Here is a 22,632-nt window from a genome sequence, read left to right on the forward strand (position 1 = left end):
TCAGCCCTCCCGCTGCTGGCGCAGGTTGCGGATCTGGTAGATCACGATCGGGATGACCAGGACGAAGAGGACGACCGCGAGAGCGGAGCCCTGCCCGGGCTCGCCGTAACGGAACGCCTGGTTGTACATCTCGTTCGCGATGACGCTGGTGTCGTAGTTGCCGTTGGTGGCGGTACGGACGATGTCGAAGACCTTCAGCGTGGCGATCGACAGCGTCACCACCACGACGATCACCGCCGGCCGGATGCTCGGCATGGTGATCTGCCAGAACATCTGCCAGGGGCTGACGCCGTCGAGCCGGGCCGCCTCCACGATGTCCGCGGGGATGGCCTTGATGGCGGCGGAGAGCACCACCATGGCGAAGCCCGCCTGGATCCAGATCATGATCACGATGAGCAGGAAGGTGTTCAGCGGCGACTCCAGAAGCCACTGCTTCGGCTCCCCGCCGAGACTGACCACGATCTGGTTGAGCAGGCCGATCTGGTCACCGTCGCCGCGGTACGCGTAGACGAACTTCCAGATGATGGCGGCGCCGACGAAGGAGATCGCCATCGGCAGGAAGATCAGGGACTTGGCCACCGACTCGAACCGGGCCTTGTCCACGAGGACGGCGTAGATCAGGCCGAACGCGGTGGCCACCAGCGGAACCAGCAGCACCCAGATCAGGCTGTTGATCAGCACCCGGACGATCGAGTCCTCGGAGAACAGCCAGCTGTAGTTGGCCAGGCCCACCCAGTCGCTGCTGTCCTTGTCCATGAACGAGAGGAGGGTGGTGCGGATCGCCGGCACCACCAGCCCGACGGCGATCAACAGCAGTGTCGGCAACAGGAAGAAGAGCGCGAACAGGCCTTCCCGTGGCTTGCGCCGGCGGGGCAGGGGCGCGCCGCTGGCCACGGCCGCGATCAGCCGCTCCTCCCGGCGGCGGTCGAACCAGGCCGGCACCACGTCGAGGAGCAGGAGCAGCCCGCCCACCACCGCGACGAAAGCGATCAGCCCGTACATCAGCATGAGGAACTTCGGCTGTTCCGCCGCGAAGTCGAACTCCATCGACCCTCCCTCAGGGGTTCGGTTGCGGGCGGTGGCCCGGTCCGCGACGCGGACCGGGCCACCGCCTCAGATCACTTCCAGCTGCCTTCGATGCCGTTCAGCACCGTGGTGGTGTCCTTGCCGTTGATCCAGTCGACCATGCCCTTCCAGAAGGTGCCCGCGCCGACCGCGGCCGGCATCAGGTCCGAACCGTCGAACCGGAACTCGGTCTTCGGGTCCTGGAGGATCTGCACGGAGAGCTTGTCCACCGGGTTCGGGACGTTGTTGATGTCGAGCTTCTTGTTCGCCGACAGCCAGTCACCGATCTTGGCGCGGCTGTTGACGTACTCGCCGGAGGCCAGGTAGGTCTGCACCGCCTGGACCTCGGGACGGTCCGCGAAGGCCGAGACGAACTCACCGGCGCCCAGCACCGGCTTGCCCTTGGCCGGGTCGACGGCCGGGAAGTAGAACGCGAAGACGTCGCCGTCCTCGGCCACCTTGGTGCCCTCCGGCCACTGGTTGGCGTAGAAGGACGCCTGGCGGTGCATGGCGCACTTACCGGTGGTGATCGGCGTGCCGGCCTCCTGGAAGGAGGTGGTGGCGATGCTCTTCACGCCGCCGAAGCCGCCGTTGACGTACTTCTCGTTCTTGAGGATGGTGCCGGCCTTGTTGACCGCGTCGGCGACCTTCGGGTCGTTGAACGGGATGCCGTGGGTGGTCCACTGGTCGTAGACCTCCACCCCCTGGGTGCGCAGCAGCACGTCCTCGATCCAGTCGGTGGCCGGCCAGCCGGTGGCGTCACCGGACTCGATGCCCGCGCACCACGGCTTGGTGCCGCTCGCCGCGATCTTGTCGCTGAGGGCGATGAGCTCGTCCCAGGTGGTCGGGACGGACCAGCCCTTCTCCTTGAAGGTCTTCGGCGAGTACCAGACGTAGGACTTCACGTTGGAGCCGAGCGGCACGCCGTAGAGCTTGCCGTTGACAGTGCTGTACTTCAGCCAGTCGGGGGAGAAGTTCTGCTCGGCCAGCGCCTTGGTGTCGGCGCCGACCTCCTTGATCTTGCCCGAGTCGACGAACCGCTTGAGCAGGCCCGGCTGCGGGATGAAGGCCAGGTCGGGGGCGTTGCCGCCGTCCACCCGGACGCCGATCTGGGCCTCGAACTCGCCCGAGCCCTCGTGGTCGATGTCGATGCCCGTGCAGTCCTCGAACTGCTTCCAGGACTGGTCCAGGCGGTCGGCCTCGATGTCCCGGATCGACGAGTAGATCGTGACCTTCTTGCCGTCGTGACCCTGGTACTTCTCGTAAGCGGCGCACTCGGGCGAGCTCGCCTTGCTGCTCTTCTTGTCGTTTCCGGTGCCGCAGGCGGTGACGCCGAGCGCCAGCCCCAGCACGCCGGCGATCGCGAGCGCCTGGCGCGATCTGGCAAACGCCATGCCGATCTCCTTCCTTGCCGGCGCGTGGGGGAAATCGAACCCGCGCCGGTCCGATGGTCGTCCCCACATGTAAGCGCTTGCATCCCGCCGGGTCCACCCCCTGCCGGACACGGCCCGGTAACAATCCCGAAACCCGCTCACCGGCCGTGGGCACGCTCCCACGCTGCGCTGACCGATCCCAGGTGGGACCCCTTCCCATCGATGGAACTTTCTGCCACCCTGTCCCTACCAGATCGAAAGCTTTCAACATAGGAGGCAGTGGATGCGCAAACGCTGGTTCAGCCTCGCGGCGGTGACCGCCGTCCTCGTGGCCCTGATCCCGGCGGCGCCGGCCATGGCCGCGCCGACGTTCAAGGTTCCGTTCCCCTGCAACCAGGCCTGGTCCGGCCAGACCCGCTCGGACCACAGCCCGGCCTACGCCGTGGACTTCAACCGCACCGACGACCTGGGCGACCCGGTGGTGGCCAGCGCGCCCGGCACCGTCGACCGGGTGACCGACCTGGGCGGCACCAGCTACGGCAAGTACGTGCGGATCGACCACGGCAACGGATACACCACCTACTACGCCCACCTGAGCAGCTTCAACGTCTCCGTCGGGCAGACCGTCGGCTACGGCCGGGTCATCGGCTACGTGGGCAGCACCGGCGGCTCCACGGGCCCGCACCTGCACTACGAGCAGCGGCTGAACGGCAACGACATCCAGGTCCGGTTCAACGGGGCGCTCGCCCTCTACTGGGGCACGAAGACCTACACCAGCGACAACGGCTGCTCCGGGTCGAACACCGGGGCGGGCACGGTGAACACCGCGGGCGCGGCCCTGACGGTGCGCTCCGGCCCGGGCACCGGCTACAGCGCGGTCGGCTCGGTGGCCGACGGCGCCGGCGTCACCATCTACTGCCAGACCAGCGGCACCAGCGTCACCGGCACCTACGGCACGAGTTCGATCTGGGACCGGATCGGCTCCGGCCGGTTCATCTCCGACGCGTACGTCTACACCGGCTACGACGGCTACATCCCCGGCGTGCCGCGCTGCTGACCCGTGGTGGGCGCGGGGCCGACCGCCCCGCGCCCCTCACCCGTTGAGCCGCCAGATGGCGAGGTTGAGCGCGCCGGCGAAGGTCACCCAGGCCCCGTACGGGAGCAGGAGCAGCGCCGCCGGCCGGGACACCCGCCAGGACAGCGCCCCGGTCACCCCGATGGCCAGCCACATCAGCACGAGGTCGGCGAACGCCAGCCCGTAGCGGCCGGCGCCGAAGAAGAGCGGGGTCCAGAGCGCGTTCAGCACGAGCTGGGTGACCCAGGCGCCGAGCGCCGGCCCCCAGCCGGTCCGCTGCCAGACGAGCCAGCCGGACACCGCGATGAGCCCGTAGAGGACGGTCCAGACCGGGCCGAAGAGCCACGGCGGCGGTGCCCACGCCGGTTGGGCGAGATCGGCGTACTCCTCCTGGGTGTTGCGCACGCCGAGCGCGCCGACGGCCGCTGCGACGGTCACCGCGGCGCCGAAGCCCAGCAGCGCCCACCACCTCCGGCCGCGCCCGACCCGCCGGATGGTCCCCGAGATCGTCATGCCACGGGATGCCCGCCGGTTCGGGGAGGCAAACCGGCCGGCAGCATGGCGCCGGGGTCGCCGGGTCCGGATGCCCCTGTCTGGGAGGACGGAGCTTCCGGACCCGACGACCCCGGCGGGTCAGGGGTGGTGGGAGGTCGACGGCTAATTGTTGAAGATGCTGACGCCTCCCGGCCCCACCAGCAGGCCGACGACGATGAGGACGATGCCCCAGAGGATCTGCCGGCGGAACAGCGCGAGGATGCCGGCGACCACCAGTACGACTGCGAGAATCCAGAGAATCAGCTCCATGTCGGCCGGATACCCGTTCGTCGGATCCGGGAAACCTGCTTCTCAGTCCAGTTGATCACCGAGGTGGAAGATGCTGTAGGCCTGCTTGATGACCGGGTGCGCGACGTTGCGGACGCGGACGCCGCCCGGGGTGGTGCCCCGCTCGGTGCCGTGGTGGGCGTGCCCGTGCAGGGCCAGCGCGGTGGGCGCCGAGTCGATGGCCTGGCCGAGCTGGTAGCAGCCGAGGAACGGGTAGATCTCCAGGGGCTCGCCGGCGAGGGTGTCCGGCACGGGGGAGTAGTGGGTGAGCGCGACCAGCACGTCGCAGTCGAGCCCGCGCAACGCCGCGGCCAGGGAGTCCGCGCTGTCCTTGGTCGTCTGGACGAACGCCTTCATCTCCGGCTCGCCGAAGTCGCTGGCGCACCGCCCGGCGAACCCGCCGCCGAACCCCTTCACCCCGGCCACGCCGAGCCGGCCGCCGGCGCACTCCACCACGACGCCGGTTCCCTCCAGGACGGTGATCCCGGCGTCCTCCAGCACCTTCACCACCTGCGGCACCTCGTCGCAGTGGTGGTCGTGGTTGCCGAGCACGGTGATGACCGGCACGCCGAGGTCGCCGAACTCCTGGGCCACGCAGCGCGCCTCGGACTCGGTGCCGTGCCGGGTCAGGTCCCCGGCGAGCAGCAGCGCGTCGGCGCAGTCGGGCAGCTCCTCCAGTGCCGGCCGGAACCGGCCGACCACGTCCTCGTCCAGGTGCACGTCGCCGACGGCGGCGATGCGGATCACGGTCGAACCTCCCTCACGGCAGCTCCTCCACCTGGGTGGGCGCCTGCTTACGGATCACGCCGATGTCGCTGGTGACCGGCAGGTCCGGAAAGCGCTCGGCCACCCGGCGCAGGATCTCCTCGCGCCGGTGCGGGCTCTCCACCTCGCCGTACAGGACCAGGCCGCGCTCGCGGCGCACCACGGTGATGCCCTGTTCGGCGACGTCCGGGTCCTCGGCCAACATGCTCTGGATCTCCGCCTCGACGTACTCGTCGGGCGGCGGATCGCCGTGGTGTGCGGTCACGGGTTCTCCCTCACTCCGGACGCGCCGCCGGGCAGCACGTCGAGCCGGTCGAGCAGCACCAGGAACGCCTCGGCGTACGGCGAGTGCTGCGTCTCCTTCCGTACCCGTTCCCAGTCGATCTGTTCCCGCAGCGAGCGGGCGAGCGGCAGGGCCCGGGCGAAGTCGCAGTAGTGCTGGGAGAAGCTCAGCAGCTTGTGCACCATGAGCTGGCTGGCCGAGAGCACCGGCATGTGGATGGCGTCGACCGGCCGCACGATGGTGTCGGCGAACGTCTCCTCGGTGACCGGAGTCTCGATCGGCCGGTGGATGAGGTCCACCATCCGGCCCTCGTCGTAGACCTTGACCAGCCAGTCCTCCGGCGGGCGCTCGGCGGTGAAGCCGGCCTCCACCAGGGCCTCCAGGGCCCGGTCCACGTCCTGTTGCCGGATCAGGAAGTCCACGTCGTGGTCGCTGGAGTGGCCGCCGTGGGCGTACACGGCGAAACTGCCTCCGAGCGCGAAGGGAATCTCGGACTGCTTGAGCACGGCGGCGACCTTCTTGAGCGTGTGCACCAGGGTCTCGTCCCCGCGCTCGGCCATTCTGGGTCTCCCGTCGTCGTAGGTGGCGGTGGGAATGAAGTTGCGTACCCGGCGAACGGTTCGGCCACACCTGTTGAGGGCGCGCCCCGGCGTGCCAGTGACAATCCGGACAAACCACCGAAGGCGAGCACGGGTCGGATAACCTCGGGAGGGTGGTCAGGTCACTGCGGGTGCGGCGCGGCAGGGCCCGACTGCGCGCCGTCGCCCTGATCGGCATCGACGGCTCGGGCAAGACCACCCAGGCCCACCGGCTCGCCGAGGCGCTCACCGCCGCGGGCCATCCCGCCACCTACCACCGCAACGCCGGCGGTCGCCGCTGGCTCGGCCGGCTCGCCCAGCGGGTCGGCCGGCCCGACGCGCAGCGGCTCGTCGGCCGCAACGGGCTGCTCGCCGTGGAGTCCGTGCTCCGCTGGCTGGCCATCGCGCTCGCCCTGGTGACCTGCCTGGTCACCGGCCGGACGGCGGTGATGGACCGCTGGTCCGCCTGCCAGTACGCCAGCATCCGGGCGCACGGCGGGCAGCGCTGGGAGCGGCTGGCCCGGGCCGGCTACCGGGTCTTCCCGCCGCCCCGGGTCACCTTCCTGCTCACCCTGGACCCGGCCGAGGCGTACCGGCGGATCGAGCGGCGCGGTACCGACCACGAGAGCATGCGGTGGCTCAGCGCCGCGGCCACCGCGTACCGGACCCTGCCGGAGTACGGCAGCTTCGTAGTGGTGGACGGCAGCGGCACGCCGGAGGAGGTGTCCCACCGGATCCGGGCGCACCTGACCGAGTGGCTCCCGGGCGACCCGCCGGCCGCGGCCGGGCCGGGCCGGGACGGCACCGGGCCGCCGTCGGGCGGGGCCGGGCGCGGCGAACCGGTGCCGGCTCAGGCCCGCCCGTAGACCGGGATGCTCGCCCCGCTGGTCGGCGCCGACTCGTCGGAGGCCAGGAAGCGGATCACCGCGGCGATCTCGGCCGGCGGGACCCAGCGGCGGTGGTCGGCGTCGGGCTGGGCGGCCCGGTTGGCCGGGGTGTCGATCACGCTGGGCAGCACGGTGTTGCTGCGTACCCCGCGCTGCCGGTACTCCACGGCCACGGCGTTGGAGAAGGCCTGCACGGCCGCCTTGGCGGTGACGTAGCCGGCGGCGCCCGGGAACGGCGCCACCGCGGCCCGCGCCGCCACGCAGACCACCGCGCCGCCGCCGGCCGCCAGCAGGTGCGGCAGCGCGGCCTGGGTGACCAGGTACGTGGGCCGCAGGTTGAGCCGCAGCATCCGGTCGAACTCCTCGATCGGGGTCTCGTGCACCAGGCCGCCGCTGGCGTACCCGCCGACCAGGTTGACCACGGCCCGCAGCGGCGCGGCCGGCTCTCCGGTGGCGACGGCCACGGCCCGCGCGACCCCGTCGGGGTCCAGCAGGTCCGCCGTGACGGCTTCCGGTCGCGGCGCGGCGTCAGGCGCGCCGGGCTGAGGTTGCCGTCCGGCCGGGACCGGTCCGGCCGCCGGCGCCGTCCCGCCACCCGCCCGGCCGGGTACGACCACCCGCCAGCCGGCCTCCAGGAAGGCGGCGGTGACCGCACCGCCCAGCCCGCCCGTGCCCCCGGTCACCAGCACCGTGCGCTCCGCCATGCGCCCACGCTAGCCGCCCGGCCGGCCGGGCGGTGACCGGGGCAGGCATCTGGGCTGGTCAATGCTCCTCGCCCCGGCGGGCCCGTCCGACCGGTGACCTCGGCGAGGCCGTCCGGCCGACCCGGCGGGCGCGACGGCCGAGCCGGCCGCCGGCCGGCGCGAGGGAGTCGACCGGAGCGGGGGAGGCGGCCGGGCTGCGGGAATGGGACCCTTGGCACGGGAAGCGGGCGCGGAACGCGGTACTTTTCCGGATACGCGCCGTCATGGTTGACGGTCACGCCTCATGAAAGTAAGTTTCATCCGTGGCGAAGAGTCCGAAGATTTCTGCGAGTCACGAGCCCGGTGGACTGATCGTCCACATCAGCGGCCTGCTGCCCTCGCTGTCCCCGGCCGAGCAGCGGGTGGCCCGGCTGGTCGTCTCCGATCCGGCCGACGCCGCCCGGCGCACCATCACGGATCTCGCCACCGCCGCCGAGACATCCGAGGCCACCGTCATCCGGTTCTGCCGGTCGGTCGGCATGGACGGCTACCCGCAGCTGCGAATCCGGCTCGCCGCCGAGGCCGCCCGCCGGATCGAGCCACCGGACGCCCGGGTGGTGGGCGGCGACATCCCGCCCGGCGCCGACCTCGCGCAGATCATCGCCACCATCGCGTTCAACGACGCGCGGGCCGTCGAGGAGACCGCCGAGCAGCTCGACCCCGCCGTCTGCGAGCAGGTGGTCGAGGCGATCGTCGCGGCCGGCCGGATCGACGTATACGGCGCCGGCGCGAGCGGTTTCGTCGCGTCGGACTTCCAGCAGAAGCTGCACCGCATCGGCCGCACCGCCTTCTACTTCCCCGACGTGCACACCGCCCTCACCTCGGCCGCCCTGCTCGGCCGCGGCGACGTCGCGGTCGGGATCTCGCACACCGGCACCACCTCGGACGTCATCGAGGTGCTCGAACAGGCCCGCGCCCGGGGCGCCACCACGGTCGCGCTGACCAACTTCCCCCGCTCGCCGATCACCGAGGTCGCCGACCACGTGCTGACCACCGCGGCCCGGGAGACCACCTACCGCTCCGGCGCGATGGCCAGCCGGCTGGCCCAGCTGACCGTGGTCGACTGCCTCTTCGTCGGGGTGGCCGCCCGGAACCGCGCCAAGGCCAGGAAGGCCCTGGAGGCGACCGCCGAGGCGGTCCAGTCGCACCGGGTGGGTGCCGGCCGGAGGCGGGCATGACCGCGGGCCGGGTGGAGCCGGAGGAGATGGCCGCCGTGCGGCCCGTGGTCCGGGTGGGCGCCCCCACCGAGCGGCGCAACCCGCACAGCGTCGACCTCGATCTCATGTCGACCCGGGACGTCCTCACCGTCATCAACGAGGCGGACCGGCGGGTGCCCGCCGCGGTGGCCGCCGTCCTCGACGAGATCGCCGAGACCGTCGACCTGGCCGTCGCCGCGCTGCGCGCCGGGAACCGGGTGCACTACTTCGGCGCCGGCACCTCCGGCCGCCTCGGGGTGCTCGACGCCGCCGAACTGGCACCCACCTTCAACTCGCCGCGGCACTGGTTCTGCGCCCACCTGGCCGGTGGCCCGGAGGCCATGTGGCGGGCCGTCGAGGATGCCGAGGACGACGAGCGCGGCGGCGCCGCCGAGGCCGCCGAGTGCGTACGCCCCGGCGACCTGGTGGTGGGGCTGGCGGCCAGCGGGCGCACCCCGTACGTCCTCGGGGCGCTCGCCGCATCCCGGACGCAGGGGGCCGCGACCGTGCTGCTCTGCGCCAATCCGGAGGCCGACGCCGCCGGGTCGGTGGACGTCTTCATCGGGGTGGACACCGGACCCGAGGTGGTCACCGGGTCGACCCGCATGAAGGCGGGCACCGCGCAGAAGCTGGTGCTGAACACCTTCTCCACGGCGGTCATGGTGCGCCTCGGCCGGGTCTACTCGAACCTGATGATCGACATGGTGGCCACCAACGCGAAGCTGCGCGGCCGGATGATCTCGATCCTCATGGAGGCGACCGGGTGCGCCGAGGAGGTGTGCCGCGGCGCCCTCAACGAGGCCGACGGCGACCTGAAGACCGCCCTCGTCTCGCTGGTCTCCGGCGCCGAGGTCTCCGCCGCCCGGGCCGCCCTGGCCCGCTCCGCCGACCAGGTGCGCGGCGCGCTCGCCCTGCTCGCCTCCTGACGCCTCCGCCGGCCGGATCCCCTCCCGGCCGCCTTCGCACCACGGGTGCGACGCGCGTCACGTGGCGGGCGGGGACGGCTCCGGCCCTGCGGATTGTTCAACCTGCCGTGGGGTAATCCTCACCCGTGGCTGAACCGACCGGCCTGCGAGCGCGTATCTCGCAGTGACCAGGATCGCAATGACGCGGTGACGCGGGTCGCTGTGTTCATGGAATTCGCAATGGTGCGATTCCCTGAGCGGACGGCGATTCCGCTGCTCCGACGCCCTCCGACCGGGGCGTACGCGAGCCACCCGGGCAGGGGTCCTGACAGCAAACATGGACCGGGCTCTCAGCTACTACTCAGGCATTCGTGACAGTTTCGACTCACGACATGGAATCCCCGACGCGTCTCATCTGTTGTGTAGGTGTCAGCACCTACGGGCACAGCGGAGGTTACGGGGAGGGCTGATGAACGTGGGGATGGCAAGGAACCGGGCAACCGGCGCGAGCGAGGGGACCGTGGCAATCGTGGACAAGAACATCGGCATGCGTACCGACGAGGTCGCCGAGGAGCGGGACCTGGTCGGCGTCTACCTGCACGAGATCTCCCGGACGCCGCTGCTGGACGCCGCCAAGGAGGTCGATCTCTCCAAGGCGATCGAGGCCGGCCTCTACGCCGAGCACCTGCTCGGCGAGGACCGCGTCCCCGCCGGCGTCGACCGGGAGGACCTGGAGCGGCTGGTCGTCGAGGGGGAGCGCGCGAAGGACCTCTTCATCCGCGCCAACCTGCGACTGGTCGTCTCGATCGCCCGCCGCTACGTGCGGTCGGGCATGCCCATGCTGGACCTGATCCAGGAGGGCAACACCGGCCTGGTCCGCGCGGTCGAGAAGTTCGACTACGAGCGGGGCTACAAGTTCTCCACCTACGCGACCTGGTGGATCCGCCAGGCCATCAGCCGGGCGATCGCCCAGCAGGAGCGCACCGTGCGCCTGCCCGTGCACCTGGTCGAGGACGTCAACCGGATGCGCAACGTGGCCCGGCAGCTCACCCGTGAGCTGGGCAGCGACCCGGAGCCGGAGCAGATCGCGGCGGCGCTCGGCGTCACCGTCGAGCGGGTCAACGAGCTGCGGCGCTGGTCGCAGGACACCGTCTCGCTGGACACCCCGGTGGGCGACGACGGCGACACCAACCTCGGCGACCTGGTCGCCGACAGCGACGCCCCGTCGCCGGAGGAGATCGTCCTCACCGGCCTGGAGCGGCAGCGGATCGAGGGTCTGCTCAACCACCTCGACGACCGTTCGGCCGGCATCATGCGGGCCCGCTACGGCCTGGAGGACGGGCGCGAGCACTCGCTGACCGAGGTCGCCTCGCGGTTCTCGCTCTCCCGGGAGCGGATCCGCCAGCTGGAGATCCAGGCCCTCGGCCGGCTCCGCGAGCTGGCCCGGGCCGAGGGGCTGCAGGCGGCCTGAGCTGGTAGTAATGGACTGAACGAACGGCCGGCGTCCGATAGGGGGACGCCGGCCGTTCGCCGTCCGGGTCAGCGCACCCGGCCGTAGCCGGCGATGGACATGATGTCCATGTCGCGCTTGTTGACGTTCCGGCCCGCGCTGGGCGCGTCGATGATCTGGCCGCCGCCCACGTAGAGGGCCACGTGCCCGAGACCGGAGTAGAACACCAGGTCGCCCGGTTGCAGCGAGCCGCGGCTGATCCGGGAGGTGGCGTTCCACTGCATGGCCGCGTTGTGCGGCAGGGACTTGCCGGCGGCCCGCCAGGCCGCCAGGGTCAGACCCGAGCAGTCGTAGCTGCCGGGGCCGTCGTCGCCGTAGCCGTACGGCTTGCCGATCGCGCCGTAGGCGTAGCGCACGGCCACGCCGGCGGAACCGGAGACGGCCGGGGCGCTGCCGGCGGAGCTGGACCGCGCGGGCGCCTCGGTGGCCCGGCCGTACGCCTTGCGGCGCAGCTCGTAGAGGCGGGCCAGGTCCGCCTCGATCTTCTTCTTGCCGGCGGTCAGCTGCCTGGCCTGCGCGGCCTCCCGGGCCAGCGTGGCGTCGAGCCGGGTCTTCTGGTCGATGAGCCGGCGCTGGCTCTCGGTGAAGCCGCTGATGGTCTGCTGCCGCTGGCGGGTCAGCTGGTCCAGGGTGCCCAGCCGGTCCGGCAGGGTGGCCGGCCCGCCCGGCTCCAGCAGGGCCTGCACGGTGCGCATGCCCCCGGTCTTGTACGCCGTCGCGGCGAGGACGCCCACGTCGGCGCGGCTCCGCTCGGCCTGCTCCTGCAACGGGCCGATCTTGGCCTGCAACGTGGCTGCGGTGGCCTTGTTGGCCTTGATCTCCTCGTTGAGCTTGTTGTACGACTCGACGATTCGCTCCAGCTCAGTCGAGGACTTCTCGATCTGCTTCGTCAGCTCGGCGGGGGTGGGCTCGGCCCGAGCCACCGACGCCGGGGCGAGCAGCGCGGCCGACAGGCCCGCCACCGCCAGCGAGCGCAGCAGGATCCGTAAGGACGACAAGAGCGGAAAGCTCCTCTCCGACTCTCGCCGGTGCGGCGCGTGCCACCCGGCGACACCGGCCCGGGGCCATCCGGGTGGATGGCGGTCGACCGGACCGGCCTGCCCAACCTAACCCGTGACCGGAGTGACGGGGAGTTGAAGCAGGGGCGAAAGTTGGCAAAGTGTCAGGAAGTGCCGCCGATGCCGGTGACGCTTCGTGACCGTTTCGCAGGCGCGCCGTCGCGGCGCCGGAGCCGGGTGGGCGGATCGCACCAGTGGCCCGATTCGTCGTTCTGGGCGGATGTCGCCAGGCAACGCGCCGCCAAATGATGACAAAGATGGAAATCGCTCCCGTTTTCCGGCGACTGCCGGGTCCGGCTCCAGGCGCGTGGCCAGGGAGAACGCCCGGTCCGGTGGCGCGCCCCCAACACAATGAAGCGCGGAGTTCGGGAATCCCGCCGTGCGGCAACGCCGACGGCGCGGCGGCCCGACCCGCGAATCCTGGGAGGCCGCCGTGCAGACCGATGGCTCCACCACCCGCCCGCCCCGGTCCCCGGGCGCGCCCTCCGCCACCCTGCTCTACGCCCGGCCGGGCATCGTCGTCACCGGCGAGCGCTTCACCGTGGGCCGCAACAGCTGGCCGGTCGCCGAGATCACCCAGCTCTGGACCGCCCGCGGGCCGCACGACCGCCTCGCCCTCCGCGCGGTCGCCGTGTCCGCGGCCCTGATCGGCGGCGTCGGTGTGCTGCTCGGTTTCACCGGCGGGCTGCAACGGCTCACCGCGGCCGCGTACCTCACGCTGGGCGCGGTCGGGTTGCTGCCGCTGCTGCTCGTGCTGATCGGGGACCGCTGGCGGCCCCCGTCGTACGAGCTGTGGGGCCGGCTCCGCGGCACCGAGGTGCTGCTGTTCAGCAGCGACAACGAGCGGCAGTTCGGCCAGGTCACCCGGGCCCTGCAACGCGCCCGGGAGGGCGCGCGCCACGGCGGATGGGCCCCGCCGGCGGCCGACGCGTGGCGGCCGAACCGCTGACCGGCCGGGTCAGCCGGCCACCGGCTCCGGGGTCCGGGTCGCCCGCTCGGCGGCCATCCAGTGGCTCACCCGGCGCTCGGCGTAGAACGAGACGAACGGCACGGTGCCCGCGAGCATCACGAGCAGCATCCGCTTGAGCGGCCAGTCGGCCCGGCGCGACAGGTCGAAGGTGAGCGCCAGGTAGATCATGTAGAGCCAGCCGTGCGCGGTGCCGACCACGGCCACCACGGTCGGGTTGTCGAAGCCGTACTTCAGCGGCATGCCGATCAGGACCAGCACCACCAGCGCCACGCCCACGATCCAGGCGATCACGCGGTACCGGGTAAAGGCTCCGCCCACCGTCGTCCGTCCTTCCGCACCGGCCTCAGCCGGGATAGTCGCCGGGCCTCGCGCCCGGGTTGGCGTTCAACCATGCAAGGTAGCGGTTGTACGCGGCCAGCTCGCCGTCGTCGGCCCCGCCGGTCGGGGCGACCGGCACCCGGCTGACCCGCACCGGACGGCGTACCGCCGGGGTGGCGGCGGCCGGCTCGGCGTCGGCGGCCGCCGGCGGCGCCGGGGTGGCCCCCTCCTCGCGCGCCGCCCGCACCGTGTGCCGCAGCTCACGCCACCAGACGAAGACCACGAAGGCGGCGAACACCGGCCACTCGATCGCGTAACCGAAGCTCAGCGTGTTGCCCCCGGCGGCCCGGGTCACCTGCCACCAGCCCAGCCCGAGAAAGCCCACCACCAGCACGACCATGGCCACGTGGCGAGCGATCCACGCCGGTGTCCAGAGCCGCCTCATGCCATCGAGGGTACCGGGCCCACCGGCCGTCTCCGACGCGGTGTCGTAGCCGCGTCGGGTTTGGTGGCACCCCGGCTGGGCATCCGTCTAGACGCCAGCCCGAACGAGACGAGGGGGCGACGATGACCGAATCAGTACGCCGTGACGCCAGCCCGGAGCAACGGGTGACCGAGTGGGACGGCGATCACGCGCGCACCCACGAGGTCGACGGTGAGCTGCTCGGGGTGGACCCCGCCGAGCTCGGCGACGAGGACCTGATCCGGGAGATGCAGAGCCTGCACCGGACCCGCCTGGACACCCTCCGGCACGCCACCGACTCGGCGCTCGCCAACCACCTGCGACGCACCGCCGAGCTGGAGACCGAGTACCTGGCCCGCAACCCGGGCCGGGAGGTCGACCCGAGCCGGCTCCGGGACGCCTGATGAGCAACCACGCCGAGCGCGGCATGTCCGCGCCCCCCGAAGTGGTGTTCAACACCGCCACCGACCCGGACCGGTCGTCGGCCTGGCTGCCCGAGGAGCTGCGCCGCTCCGGCACCCACCAGGTGGAGGTGGTCGACGCCGAGGACATGCGGGCCCGCTGGAGCTCCCAGTCCGCCGGCTGGTCCGCGGACATCGACGTGGAGCCGGCCGACGCCGGGGGCGCCCGGGTCCGGCTCGACCTGAACGGCACCGACCACGGCATGGCCGACGAGATCCTGTCCAACCTCGCCCGCGAGGTGTCCGACAACCTGAACGCCGGCTGAGCCGGTCGCCACGACGAGCAGAGGAGGCCGGGTGACCGGGAGTGGCCTGAAGCAGAAGGTGGCGCGGCTGCGCCAGGCGTACGCGCCGCACGAGCACCGGCCGCTGGGCGGCTACCTGGCGGCCATGGGCACGTACGGCGCCGTCACCGCGTCGCTGGTCGGCCTGGTCAAGGCGACCGGCCGCCCGGTGCCGGAGCGGCCCGCGCCCGCGGACGTGGTGCTGCTGTCCATCGCGACCCACAAGCTGAGCCGGCTGCTCTCCAAGGACGCGATCACCAGCCCGCTCCGCGCGCCGTTCACCCGCTACGACCACCCGATCGGCAGCGGCGAGGTGATGGAACAGGTGCGCGACCAGGGCAGCCCCACCCGGCACGCCGTCGGCGAGCTGCTGAGCTGCCCGTTCTGCCTGGCGGTCTGGGTCGCCACGGGCCTCACCGGCGGGCTGGTGCTGGCGCCCCGGCTGACCCGGCTCGTCGCCACCGCGCTGACCGCGGTGGCCGCCTCCGACTTCCTCCAGATGGGGTACGCGGTGGCCCAGCAGGCCGCCGAGGGCGGGCACCGCAAGGAGTGACCGCACGACGAAGAAGGGGGCCGGCGCACCGCGCCGGCCCCCTTCTCACGTTCCCGCCTCAGGTCGGGGTGGTGCCGTGGTCCTCGCCGGCCCAGCCGCGCGACGCCTCGGGCTCCCGCTCGTCGCGGTCCTCGCCGGTGATGACGTCGTCGGAGACCGCCGTCTGGTCGTGCTCGCCGGCGAAGTCGGGATCGGGCAGCGTGTCGGTGCCCTCGGGTGGCTGGCCGAGCGCCGGGGGGTGCTCGTGTTCCTCGTTGCGGTCGGTCATCGCGCTGTCCTCTCCGTCCTCGGGCCGCGTCCGCCGGATGGCTCAGGCCACGGTCCCGCCGAGCAGGTCGGCCGCCTCGTCGACCGCGTACTCGCCCTCGGGCAGCGAGTCGATCCGGGACAGCAGATCGGCGGGGAGTTCGGCGGCCACCGCCCGGCGGTAGATGTCCGCCTGGCTCATCCGCTCCTGGCCACGGAAGATGTCGTCGAGCAGTTCGTCGAGCTGCCGGGTGTCCGGCTGCTCGGTCACGGGCGCGTCGTCGGTCACGCCGACCAGCTACCCGGGCCCGAATCGGTCAAACGTCCCCACCACCGCTCAGGCGGGGGCGGGGAGGGTGGCCCGGCGGGCGCGGACCGCCTGGGCGAGGTGGTCGAGGACGTCGGCCGTGGTGTCCCAGCCGATGCAGGCGTCGGTCACCGACTTGCCGTACTCCAGCTCGCGGGTGGGGTCGAGGTCCTGGCGGCCGGGCTGGAGGAAGCTCTCCAGCATGATGCCGACGATGCCGCGCTGGCCGGCGGCGAGCTGGGCGGCCACGTCGGCGGCGACCACCGGCTGGTTGCGGTGGTCCTTGCCGCTGTTGGCGTGGCTGGCGTCGATCACCACCCGCTCGGGCAGCCCGGCCGCGCGCAGCAGGTCCAGCGCCCCCGCCACCGACTCCGCGTCGTAGTTGGGCCGGCCACCGCCGCCCCGCAGCACCAGGTGACCGTCGGCGTTGCCCCGGGTGTGCATGATCGCCGGGATGCCGGAGACGTCGATGCCCGGGAAGACGTGCGGCACGCCGGCCGCCCGGATCGCGTCCACCGCGGTGGAGATGCTGCCGTCGGGGCGGTTCTTCATGCCGATCGGCATGGACAGGCCGGAGGCGAGCTGGCGGTGCACCTGGCTCTCCACGGTCCGGGCGCCGATCGCGCCCCAGGCCACCGTGTCGGCGATGTACTGCGGGGTGATCGGGTCGAGGAACTCGCAGCCCACCGGCAGGCCCAGCCGCAGCACGTCGAGCAGAAGCGCCCGGGCGGTGCGCAGGCCGGTGTTCACGTCGCCCGAGCCGTCCAGGCCCGGGTCGTTGATCAGGCCCTTCCAGCCCACGGTCGAGCGCGGCTTCTCGAAGTAGACCCGCATCACCACGAGCACGTCGTCGGCGAGCCGGTCGGCGACCTGGCGGAGCCGGCCCGCGTACTCCAGGGCCGCGGCGGGGTCGTGCACCGAGCAGGGGCCGACCACGACCAGCAGCCGGTCGTCGGCGCGGTCCAGCACCCGGCCGACGGCACGCCGGCCGGCCACCACGGCCTCGGCGAGGGAGTGCTCCAGGGGCAGGTGGTGGTGCAGCAGGGCCGGGGTGGTCAGCGGCACGACACGGTCGATCCGCTGGTCGATGACCCGATGGGCGTCCGGGGTCGTCACGGTGGGGTTCCTTCCGCCGACCGTGCCCGGGGCCGGCGCCCGGGATCGAGCCGGCTGCTCGAAAAGCGAAAGGGCAGGGAATCATCCCTGCCCGGCCGGCTCGAAGAGGAAGTGACGTCAGCTCATGGTCGAGTCACCGGCTCCTCCAGCCGGCTGCCTAAACCATCGATACGACCGCGTCACGCCCGTCAGCGTACCCGACGGGCCGGGCGGGTCCCACCCGCTCGTCGGGTACGGCACGCCCCGGCGGGGGTATGAGGACGGCATGAGCCACGACCAGAGCGACCAGGACCGCATCGAGTCCCGCGCCCACCTGCTGCCCGAGGAGGCGGCGGTGGGCAGCGAGGATCCCGAGGCGCAGGCCGACGCGATCCTCGCCGAATCCGACATCCGGGAGGAGGACCGGAACGCCGCGCCGGACACGCTCCTGGAGCACCGGACCTCCGATCAGACCGTCACCCCCGTCGAGCCTCCCGACTGAGCGGAGGCGCCGCGGGCCCGCCGCGACCCCCGGTAGGTGGTGGCCCGCAACCAGGCCAGCGGGCCGGTCAGCCGCACCCCCGGCGGCACGTTCCCGATCGGGTCGAAGGCCAGCGCTACGTCCTCACGGGCGCCGCGCCGGCCGTCCAGGCGTACCTCGCCGAACGGCCGCCACGGCCCGACCGCGGAGGCCACCGCCAGCACCAGCCGCGGCCCGTCGTCGCCGGCCACCGCCGGAAGCCCGGCCAGGCCGCGGCCCAGGTCCGGCGAGTCCGGGTCGGCCAGCACCGCCAGGTACAGCCGCCGGCGGCCGGCCCGGAAGGACATGATCGAGCTGTACGTCCCGGTGAAACCGCGCCGGGGCAGCGGCAGGTGGCGCAGCACCGGCGGGGCGGCGCTGGAACTGGCCAGCAGGTCCACCGGCGGCTCCGGGTCGCGGTGCAGCCGGATGCCGACACCCAGCACGTCCGGCCAGCTCCCGGGCGTGGGCACGCCCTTCGACAGGCGGACCGTCGCCGGCCACCGGCTCGGCAGGTCGAGCAGCGGCACGCCGGTGGGCGGTCCCGGCGTACCCCAGATGAGGACCTCGGCGGAGAAGGTGCGGCCGGCCGGGTGCAGCAACCGGCCACGCCGGAGCCGCGCCAGCGCGGCGGCGGCGCGTTCGACCGCGGACGATGCGGGGGAGGACATGCCGGGCGAGTACCCCGCCGCGCGGCGGCGATGCTCCCCGCACGTCACCTTTCCGCCCGCGAGATCGGATAGCGTCGTGCCATGCCCGACAGCGGTTACCCCTGGCCGATCGAGACGACCCGACTGGACAACGGTCTGCGCGTGGTGGTGAGCGAGGACCGCACCGCTCCCGCCGTCGCCGTGAACATCTGGTACGACGTGGGTTCCCGCCACGAGCCGGCGGGCCAGACCGGCTTCGCGCACCTCTTCGAGCACCTGATGTTCGAGGGCTCGGTCAACGTGGCGAAGACCGAGCACATGAGGCTTATCCAGGGCTCCGGCGGCTCGCTCAACGCCACCACCAACCCGGACCGGACCAACTACTTCGAGACGGTCCCGGCCGAGCACCTGGAGCTGGCGCTCTGGCTGGAGGCCGACCGGATGGGCGGGCTCGTCCCGGCGCTGACCCAGGAGACGCTGGACAACCAGCGGGACGTGGTGAAGAACGAGCGCCGCCAGCGCTACGAGAACGTGCCGTACGGCGACGCGTGGCTGCGGCTGCTGCCGCTGCTCTATCCGCCCGGGCATCCCTACCACCACGCCACGATCGGCTCGATGGCCGACCTGAACGCCGCCGACCTGGCCACGTTCCAGGCGTTCCACCGCACCTACTACGCGCCGAACAACGCGGTGCTCACCGTGGTCGGCGACACCACCGCCACCGAGGTGTTCGCGCTGGCCGACAAGTACTTCGGCGGGCTGCCGCCGCGCGAGGACATCCCGGCGGCCCCGGACGGGCGTACCGTCGCGGCCACCGGGCGGCCCGCCGTGGAGACGGTCACCGCCGACGTGCCCGCCCCCCGTGTCTACGTCGCGCACCGCACCCACCCCTACGGCACCCCGGGATACGACGTGACGACCGTGCTCGCCACCGTGCTGGGCACCGGCCGGGGGAGCCGCCTCTACCAGCGCCTCGCCGACGGGGAACGGATCGCCCAGCCGGACCTGGTCGGGGCGTACGGGGTGGACCTGGCGCACGCCCCGGCGCCGCTGATCGCCACCGCCACGGCCCGTCCCGGGGTGTCCGGCGACCGGCTGCGCGAGGGGCTGACCGAGGTGGTGGACGAGCTGACCACCGTGCCGGTGACCGGCGCCGAGCTGGACCGGGCCAAGGCGCTGCTGAGCACCCAGTGGTGGCGGCACATGTCCACGGTGGATGGCCGGGCCGATGTCCTCGGCCGGTACGCCACCCAGTTCGGCGACCCGGCGAAGATCGGTGAGCGGCTGCCCGCCTGGCTCGCCGTCACCGCTGAGGAGATCGCCGAGCAGGCCGCCGAGCTGCTCGGCCCGGCCGACCGGGCGACCCTCACCTACCTGCCCGAGGAGACCTCATGACGCTGATCGCCGCCCGTCCCGGGCCGGGTGCCGCGCGCCCTTACCGGTTCCCGCAGGTGGTCCGCCGGTCCGCCGCCGGTGGGCAGGTCGTCGCCGCGCACCTGCCCGGGCAGAACCTCGCCGTCGCGCTGCTGCTGCTCGACGGCGGCGCCGGCCGGGAGCCGGTCGGCAAGGAGGGGCTCGGCGGGGTGCTGGCCAAGGCGCTGGAGGAGGGCACCGCGCAGCGGGACGCCACCGCGTACGCCCTGGCCATCGAGGCGCTCGGCACCGAGCTGGTGACCGGCCTGGACTGGGACTCGTTCCAGGTCAGCGTGCAGGTGCCGGTGGACCGGCTGGGCGCGGCCGTGGAACTGCTCGCCGAGGCGGTGCGGACGCCGAAGCTCGACCCGGCCGACGTGCGGCGGGTCCGCGACGACGAGGTGACCGCCCTGCGGATGGACTGGGCCAACCCGGGCCCGCGGGCCGACGCCGTGCTGCGCGCCGAGCTGTTCGGCGCGGACAACCGCTGGGGCCGCCCCATGTACGGCGACCCGGAGAGCGTGGCCGGCCTGGACGTGGACGACGTGACCGTCTTCCACTCCGAGTGGTTCATCCGCCCCGGCACGCTGATCGTCGCCGGTGACCTGGATCGGATCGACCTCGACGCGCTCGCCGCGACGGTGTTCACCGGGGCCGGTGGCGCGGCGGCCGACAAGGGCGGCCCGATCGGGGTGACGCTGTCCGACCGGCGGCGGATCATCCTGGTCGACCGTCCCGGCTCGGTGCAGTCCACGCTCCGCCTCGGGCACCCGTCGCCGCACCGCGCCCACCCGGACCACGTGCCGATGACGCTGGCCGGCACGGTGCTCGGCGGGGCCTTCACCTCCCGGCTCAACCACCTGATCCGCGAGGTGCGCGGCTACACGTACGGGATCCGGGGCGACTTCGCGTCGTCCCGCCGGTTCGGCCGGTTCGCCATCAGCTCCGGGGTGCAGACCGCGGTGACCGCGCCGGCCCTGGTCGAGGCGGTCGGCGAGGTGTCGCGTACCCGGTTGACCGGGGTGACCGAGGACGAGCTGGCGGTGGCCCGCTCCTGGCGGGCCGGTCAGCTCTCCGTGGAGCTGCAGAGCCCCCGGGCCATCGCCTCGGCGCTGACCACCCTGGTCGTGCACGACCTGCCGGACGACTACCACGCCCGGCTGCGCGAGGCGCTGCTCGCCGCGACCGTCGAGGAGGTCTCCGCGGCGGCCGCCGCCCACCTGCACCCGGAGTCGCTCACCCTGGTCGTCGAGGGCGACGCGGCGGTGATCCGGGACGAGCTGGTGGCCGCCGGCCTCGGCGACGTGGTCGACCACCGGTCCTGACCCGCTCGGGTGCGTGGCGGTGTCGGCCGGACACCGCCACGCCTGGGCCCCCGGGATGTGATTCGCGTCGCGTCGCGCGGCTGCCGCGCGTGCGGCCGGTGGACGCGGATGCTGCGGCCCGGACCCCGGTTGGCGGGGGATTCTCCACCCGCGGCCCACCGCCGGCCGGTGCGGTTGCAGGTCGACGGCCCGATCGGCGAAGGGCCCGGCCGGCGGCCGGCGGCCCGCGCGCTGGGAAAGGCTTCCCGCCGCCCCCGCCCGGCTGGGTAGCCTCGCGGGCATGAGGATCGGCATTGTGGGGGCCACCGGCCAGGTCGGTGGCGTGATGCGGCAGGTGCTGGCGGAGCGCGACTTCCCGGCGGAGGAGCTGCGGCTGTTCGCCTCGGCCCGGTCGGCCGGGCGCACGCTGCCCTGGCGCGACGGCGAGGTCACCGTCGAGGACGCGGCCACCGCGGACTACCGCGGCCTGGACATCGTGCTCTTCTCGGCGGGCAAGGGCACCGCGAAGGAGCTGGCCCCCCGGGTCGCCGAGGCCGGTGCGGTCGTCATCGACAACTCCTCGGCGTACCGGATGGATCCCGCGGTGCCGCTGGTGGTCGCCGAGGTCAACCCGCACGCCGTCGCCGACCGGCCCAAGGGCATCGTGGCCAACCCGAACTGCACCACCATGGCCGCCATGCCGGTGCTGCGCCCGCTGCACCGGGAGGCCGAGCTGGTCAGCCTGGTGATCGCCACCTACCAGGCGGTGTCCGGTGCCGGCCTGGCCGGCGTGGCCGAGCTGGACGAGCAGGTCCGCAAGGTCGCCGAGCACGCCGCCGGGCTCGCCTTCGACGGGGCGGCCGTGGAGTTTCCCGCGCCGCGCTCGTTCGCCCGCCCGATCGCCTTCAACGTGCTCCCGCTGGCCGGCTCGATCGTCGACGACGGCTCCTTCGAGACCGACGAGGAGCAGAAGCTGCGCAACGAGAGCCGGAAGATCCTGGAGATCCCCGGGCTCAAGGTCAGCGGCACCTGCGTCCGGGTGCCGGTCTTCACCGGCCACTCGCTCCAGATCAATGCGCGCTTCGCCCGCCCCATCACCCCGGCCCGGGCGCGTGAGCTGCTCGACGGCGCGCCGGGCGTGGCGTTCTCCGAGGTGCCGACCCCGCTGGAGGCGGCCGGCCAGGACCCGACCTACGTCGGGCGGATCCGGGCCGACGAGACCGTCGAGCACGGCCTGGCCCTGTTCTGCTCCAACGACAACCTGCGCAAGGGCGCGGCCCTCAACGCCGTGCAGATCGCCGAACTCGTCGCGGCGGAAGGGCGCTGACCCCGTGGCGGACGAGCGGACCCGGCAGGCCCTGACCGATCTCGTGGCGAGCCGCCGGCTCGGCGTGCTCGCCACCCTGAAGCGCGACGGCCGGCCCCAACTGTCCACGGTGGTCCACTCCTTCGACCGGGACGCCGGGCTGATCCGGATCTCGGTCACCGACGGCCGGGCGAAGACCGCGAACCTGCGCCGCGATCCCCGGGCCAGCTTCCACGTCAGTAGCGAGGACGGCTGGGCGTACGCGGTGGCGGAGGGCCGGGCCGAGCTGACCCCGGTGGCCGAGCGGCCGGACGACCCGACCGTCGAGGAACTGGTCGGGCTCTACCGGGCGGTGCAGGGCGAACACCCGGACTGGGACGACTTCCGGCGCGCCATGGTGGCCGAGCGCCGGCTGGTGGTGCGGCTGCACGTCGACCGGCTCTACGGGATGCCACCGCGCGGCTGACCGCCGGCCGCCCCCC

The 22,632-nt window shown here is 72.9% G+C and carries 28 protein-coding genes and 1 pseudogene; 14 read left to right on the forward strand and 15 right to left on the reverse strand.

Features of this window, described 5'->3' with window-relative positions:
* Positions 1–1,047, reverse strand: a complete 1,047-nt coding sequence (locus RMN56_RS17535) for a carbohydrate ABC transporter permease (RefSeq protein WP_313718518.1) — start codon at positions 1,045–1,047, stop codon at positions 1–3.
* A 71-nt stretch (positions 1,048–1,118) separates the two neighbouring features.
* Positions 1,119–2,459, reverse strand: a complete 1,341-nt coding sequence (locus tag RMN56_RS17540; protein ID WP_313718519.1) for an ABC transporter substrate-binding protein — start codon at positions 2,457–2,459, stop codon at positions 1,119–1,121.
* Between the two features lie 262 nt (positions 2,460–2,721).
* On the opposite strand from RMN56_RS17540, the gene RMN56_RS17545 reads away from it, so the two are divergent.
* A complete protein-coding gene (locus RMN56_RS17545) occupies positions 2,722–3,495 on the forward strand; it encodes a peptidoglycan DD-metalloendopeptidase family protein (RefSeq protein ID WP_313718521.1) in 774 nt (257 codons plus the stop codon).
* Between the two features lie 36 nt (positions 3,496–3,531).
* Here the strand turns inward: RMN56_RS17545 and RMN56_RS17550 are convergent, their stop codons facing one another.
* The 5 genes and pseudogenes from RMN56_RS17550 to RMN56_RS17570 all read right to left on the reverse strand — a co-directional run bounded on the left by RMN56_RS17550 (position 3,532) and on the right by RMN56_RS17570 (position 5,943).
* Complete coding sequence (locus tag RMN56_RS17550; protein WP_313718523.1) at positions 3,532–4,026, reverse strand: TspO/MBR family protein; 495 nt, start codon at positions 4,024–4,026, stop codon at positions 3,532–3,534.
* Positions 4,027–4,170: 144 nt separating this feature from the next.
* Positions 4,171–4,317: a GPGG-motif small membrane protein gene (locus RMN56_RS17555; protein ID WP_165949678.1), complete on the reverse strand. Its 147-nt coding sequence runs from the start codon at positions 4,315–4,317 to the stop codon at positions 4,171–4,173.
* Positions 4,308–5,082: pseudogene (locus RMN56_RS17560) on the reverse strand (metallophosphoesterase family protein). The gene RMN56_RS17555 and the pseudogene RMN56_RS17560 overlap by 10 nt, the downstream one beginning before the upstream one ends.
* 13 nt (positions 5,083–5,095) lie before the next feature.
* On the reverse strand, positions 5,096–5,305 hold the full coding sequence (locus tag RMN56_RS17565) for a hypothetical protein (RefSeq protein ID WP_313724773.1): 210 nt from the start codon (positions 5,303–5,305) through the stop codon (positions 5,096–5,098).
* A 56-nt stretch (positions 5,306–5,361) separates the two neighbouring features.
* On the reverse strand, positions 5,362–5,943 hold the full coding sequence (locus RMN56_RS17570; RefSeq protein ID WP_262284675.1) for a nucleotidyltransferase: 582 nt from the start codon (positions 5,941–5,943) through the stop codon (positions 5,362–5,364).
* A gap of 152 nt (positions 5,944–6,095) precedes the next feature.
* Here RMN56_RS17570 and RMN56_RS17575 point away from each other — a divergent pair, with 152 nt between their 5' ends.
* The gene (locus tag RMN56_RS17575) at positions 6,096–6,827 is read left to right on the forward strand and encodes a dTMP kinase (RefSeq protein ID WP_313718528.1); all 732 of its coding nucleotides are present in this window, start codon (positions 6,096–6,098) and stop codon (positions 6,825–6,827) included.
* On the opposite strand, the gene RMN56_RS17580 is transcribed toward RMN56_RS17575, so the two are convergent.
* Complete coding sequence (locus RMN56_RS17580) at positions 6,812–7,552, reverse strand: SDR family NAD(P)-dependent oxidoreductase (protein WP_313718530.1); 741 nt, start codon at positions 7,550–7,552, stop codon at positions 6,812–6,814. The genes RMN56_RS17575 and RMN56_RS17580 overlap by 16 nt on opposite strands.
* A 302-nt stretch (positions 7,553–7,854) precedes the next feature.
* Between RMN56_RS17580 and RMN56_RS17585 the strand changes: the two genes are divergently transcribed.
* From RMN56_RS17585 to RMN56_RS17595, 3 genes are all read left to right on the forward strand, one after another.
* Entirely contained in the window at positions 7,855–8,769 is a 915-nt protein-coding gene (locus RMN56_RS17585) for a MurR/RpiR family transcriptional regulator (protein ID WP_151461072.1), read from the forward strand.
* On the forward strand, positions 8,766–9,713 hold the full coding sequence (gene murQ, locus RMN56_RS17590; RefSeq protein ID WP_313718531.1) for an N-acetylmuramic acid 6-phosphate etherase: 948 nt from the start codon (positions 8,766–8,768) through the stop codon (positions 9,711–9,713). The genes RMN56_RS17585 and murQ overlap by 4 nt, the downstream gene beginning before the upstream one ends.
* Positions 9,714–10,173: 460 nt before the next feature.
* Positions 10,174–11,163, forward strand: a complete 990-nt coding sequence (locus RMN56_RS17595; protein ID WP_208602949.1) for a sigma-70 family RNA polymerase sigma factor — start codon at positions 10,174–10,176, stop codon at positions 11,161–11,163.
* Between the two features lie 68 nt (positions 11,164–11,231).
* Here RMN56_RS17595 and RMN56_RS17600 read toward each other — a convergent pair whose 3' ends face one another.
* On the reverse strand, positions 11,232–12,200 hold the full coding sequence (locus RMN56_RS17600; protein WP_313718532.1) for a C40 family peptidase: 969 nt from the start codon (positions 12,198–12,200) through the stop codon (positions 11,232–11,234).
* A gap of 493 nt (positions 12,201–12,693) precedes the next feature.
* Here RMN56_RS17600 and RMN56_RS17605 point away from each other — a divergent pair, with 493 nt between their 5' ends.
* On the forward strand, positions 12,694–13,209 hold the full coding sequence (locus tag RMN56_RS17605; RefSeq protein WP_313718533.1) for a DUF6232 family protein: 516 nt from the start codon (positions 12,694–12,696) through the stop codon (positions 13,207–13,209).
* A 9-nt stretch (positions 13,210–13,218) separates the two neighbouring features.
* Here RMN56_RS17605 and RMN56_RS17610 read toward each other — a convergent pair whose 3' ends face one another.
* Complete coding sequence (locus RMN56_RS17610; protein WP_313718534.1) at positions 13,219–13,548, reverse strand: DUF3817 domain-containing protein; 330 nt, start codon at positions 13,546–13,548, stop codon at positions 13,219–13,221.
* Positions 13,549–13,573: 25 nt separating this feature from the next.
* Positions 13,574–13,993, reverse strand: a complete 420-nt coding sequence (locus tag RMN56_RS17615; RefSeq protein ID WP_313718535.1) for a hypothetical protein — start codon at positions 13,991–13,993, stop codon at positions 13,574–13,576.
* A 122-nt stretch (positions 13,994–14,115) separates the two neighbouring features.
* Between RMN56_RS17615 and RMN56_RS17620 the strand changes: the two genes are divergently transcribed.
* The 3 genes from RMN56_RS17620 to RMN56_RS17630 are packed head-to-tail and all read left to right on the forward strand — an operon-like array spanning position 14,116 to position 15,309.
* Entirely contained in the window at positions 14,116–14,415 is a 300-nt protein-coding gene (locus RMN56_RS17620) for a DUF6158 family protein (protein ID WP_313718536.1), read from the forward strand.
* Complete coding sequence (locus RMN56_RS17625) at positions 14,415–14,738, forward strand: hypothetical protein (RefSeq protein ID WP_313718537.1); 324 nt, start codon at positions 14,415–14,417, stop codon at positions 14,736–14,738. The genes RMN56_RS17620 and RMN56_RS17625 overlap by 1 nt, the downstream gene beginning before the upstream one ends.
* 31 nt (positions 14,739–14,769) lie before the next feature.
* The gene (locus RMN56_RS17630; RefSeq protein ID WP_313718538.1) at positions 14,770–15,309 is read left to right on the forward strand and encodes a DUF1360 domain-containing protein; all 540 of its coding nucleotides are present in this window, start codon (positions 14,770–14,772) and stop codon (positions 15,307–15,309) included.
* 58 nt (positions 15,310–15,367) lie between these two features.
* Here the strand turns inward: RMN56_RS17630 and RMN56_RS17635 are convergent, their stop codons facing one another.
* The 3 genes from RMN56_RS17635 to RMN56_RS17645 are packed head-to-tail and all read right to left on the reverse strand — an operon-like array spanning position 15,368 to position 16,978.
* Positions 15,368–15,577, reverse strand: coding sequence for a hypothetical protein (locus RMN56_RS17635; RefSeq protein ID WP_313718540.1), 210 nt, complete (start codon positions 15,575–15,577; stop codon positions 15,368–15,370).
* 42 nt (positions 15,578–15,619) lie between these two features.
* Positions 15,620–15,853 carry a hypothetical protein gene (locus tag RMN56_RS17640; RefSeq protein WP_376787325.1) on the reverse strand — a complete coding sequence of 78 codons (234 nt, stop codon included), beginning with the start codon at positions 15,851–15,853 and terminating at the stop codon, positions 15,620–15,622.
* Positions 15,854–15,892: 39 nt separating this feature from the next.
* The gene (locus RMN56_RS17645) at positions 15,893–16,978 is read right to left on the reverse strand and encodes a 3-deoxy-7-phosphoheptulonate synthase (protein WP_313718544.1); all 1,086 of its coding nucleotides are present in this window, start codon (positions 16,976–16,978) and stop codon (positions 15,893–15,895) included.
* Positions 16,979–17,243: 265 nt separating this feature from the next.
* Between RMN56_RS17645 and RMN56_RS17650 the strand changes: the two genes are divergently transcribed.
* Positions 17,244–17,459, forward strand: a complete 216-nt coding sequence (locus RMN56_RS17650) for a hypothetical protein (RefSeq protein ID WP_313718545.1) — start codon at positions 17,244–17,246, stop codon at positions 17,457–17,459.
* Here RMN56_RS17650 and RMN56_RS17655 read toward each other — a convergent pair.
* Positions 17,426–18,148: a phosphodiesterase gene (locus RMN56_RS17655; RefSeq protein WP_313718547.1), complete on the reverse strand. Its 723-nt coding sequence runs from the start codon at positions 18,146–18,148 to the stop codon at positions 17,426–17,428. The genes RMN56_RS17650 and RMN56_RS17655 overlap by 34 nt on opposite strands.
* An 81-nt stretch (positions 18,149–18,229) precedes the next feature.
* Here RMN56_RS17655 and RMN56_RS17660 point away from each other — a divergent pair, with 81 nt between their 5' ends.
* The 4 genes from RMN56_RS17660 (at position 18,230) to RMN56_RS17675 (ending at position 22,616) form a co-directional block, all read left to right on the forward strand.
* Positions 18,230–19,522 (forward strand): M16 family metallopeptidase, encoded by a 1,293-nt coding sequence (locus RMN56_RS17660; RefSeq protein WP_313718548.1) that lies wholly within the window; start codon positions 18,230–18,232, stop codon positions 19,520–19,522.
* Positions 19,519–20,865, forward strand: coding sequence for a M16 family metallopeptidase (locus RMN56_RS17665; RefSeq protein ID WP_313718549.1), 1,347 nt, complete (start codon positions 19,519–19,521; stop codon positions 20,863–20,865). The genes RMN56_RS17660 and RMN56_RS17665 overlap by 4 nt, the downstream gene beginning before the upstream one ends.
* A 280-nt stretch (positions 20,866–21,145) precedes the next feature.
* Entirely contained in the window at positions 21,146–22,171 is a 1,026-nt protein-coding gene (locus tag RMN56_RS17670; RefSeq protein WP_313718550.1) for an aspartate-semialdehyde dehydrogenase, read from the forward strand.
* Positions 22,172–22,175: 4 nt separating this feature from the next.
* Positions 22,176–22,616, forward strand: coding sequence for a PPOX class F420-dependent oxidoreductase (locus tag RMN56_RS17675; protein ID WP_313718551.1), 441 nt, complete (start codon positions 22,176–22,178; stop codon positions 22,614–22,616).
* The last annotated feature ends 16 nt before the right edge of the window (positions 22,617–22,632 follow it).

Source organism: Micromonospora halotolerans, assembly GCF_032108445.1.
Lineage (GTDB): Bacteria > Actinomycetota > Actinomycetes > Mycobacteriales > Micromonosporaceae > Micromonospora > Micromonospora halotolerans.

Coding starts and splice junctions, on each gene's coding strand:
- RMN56_RS17540 (WP_313718519.1), bottom strand. CDS start 2,459: ATGGCGTTTGCCAGATCGCGCCAGGCGCTCGCGATCGCCGGCGTGCTG.
- RMN56_RS17580 (WP_313718530.1), bottom strand. CDS start 7,552: ATGGCGGAGCGCACGGTGCTGGTGACCGGGGGCACGGGCGGGCTGGGC.
- RMN56_RS17650 (WP_313718545.1), top strand. CDS start 17,244: ATGAGCCACGACCAGAGCGACCAGGACCGCATCGAGTCCCGCGCCCAC.
- RMN56_RS17670 (WP_313718550.1), top strand. CDS start 21,146: ATGAGGATCGGCATTGTGGGGGCCACCGGCCAGGTCGGTGGCGTGATG.
- RMN56_RS17555 (WP_165949678.1), bottom strand. CDS start 4,317: ATGGAGCTGATTCTCTGGATTCTCGCAGTCGTACTGGTGGTCGCCGGC.
- RMN56_RS17550 (WP_313718523.1), bottom strand. CDS start 4,026: ATGACGATCTCGGGGACCATCCGGCGGGTCGGGCGCGGCCGGAGGTGG.
- RMN56_RS17565 (WP_313724773.1), bottom strand. CDS start 5,305: ATGTTGGCCGAGGACCCGGACGTCGCCGAACAGGGCATCACCGTGGTG.
- RMN56_RS17615 (WP_313718535.1), bottom strand. CDS start 13,993: ATGAGGCGGCTCTGGACACCGGCGTGGATCGCTCGCCACGTGGCCATG.
- RMN56_RS17545 (WP_313718521.1), top strand. CDS start 2,722: ATGCGCAAACGCTGGTTCAGCCTCGCGGCGGTGACCGCCGTCCTCGTG.
- RMN56_RS17535 (WP_313718518.1), bottom strand. CDS start 1,047: ATGGAGTTCGACTTCGCGGCGGAACAGCCGAAGTTCCTCATGCTGATG.
- RMN56_RS17655 (WP_313718547.1), bottom strand. CDS start 18,148: ATGTCCTCCCCCGCATCGTCCGCGGTCGAACGCGCCGCCGCCGCGCTG.
- RMN56_RS17595 (WP_208602949.1), top strand. CDS start 10,174: ATGGCAAGGAACCGGGCAACCGGCGCGAGCGAGGGGACCGTGGCAATC.
- murQ (WP_313718531.1), top strand. CDS start 8,766: ATGACCGCGGGCCGGGTGGAGCCGGAGGAGATGGCCGCCGTGCGGCCC.
- RMN56_RS17635 (WP_313718540.1), bottom strand. CDS start 15,577: ATGACCGACCGCAACGAGGAACACGAGCACCCCCCGGCGCTCGGCCAG.
- RMN56_RS17625 (WP_313718537.1), top strand. CDS start 14,415: ATGAGCAACCACGCCGAGCGCGGCATGTCCGCGCCCCCCGAAGTGGTG.
- RMN56_RS17570 (WP_262284675.1), bottom strand. CDS start 5,943: ATGGCCGAGCGCGGGGACGAGACCCTGGTGCACACGCTCAAGAAGGTC.
- RMN56_RS17660 (WP_313718548.1), top strand. CDS start 18,230: ATGCCCGACAGCGGTTACCCCTGGCCGATCGAGACGACCCGACTGGAC.
- RMN56_RS17620 (WP_313718536.1), top strand. CDS start 14,116: ATGACCGAATCAGTACGCCGTGACGCCAGCCCGGAGCAACGGGTGACC.
- RMN56_RS17665 (WP_313718549.1), top strand. CDS start 19,519: ATGACGCTGATCGCCGCCCGTCCCGGGCCGGGTGCCGCGCGCCCTTAC.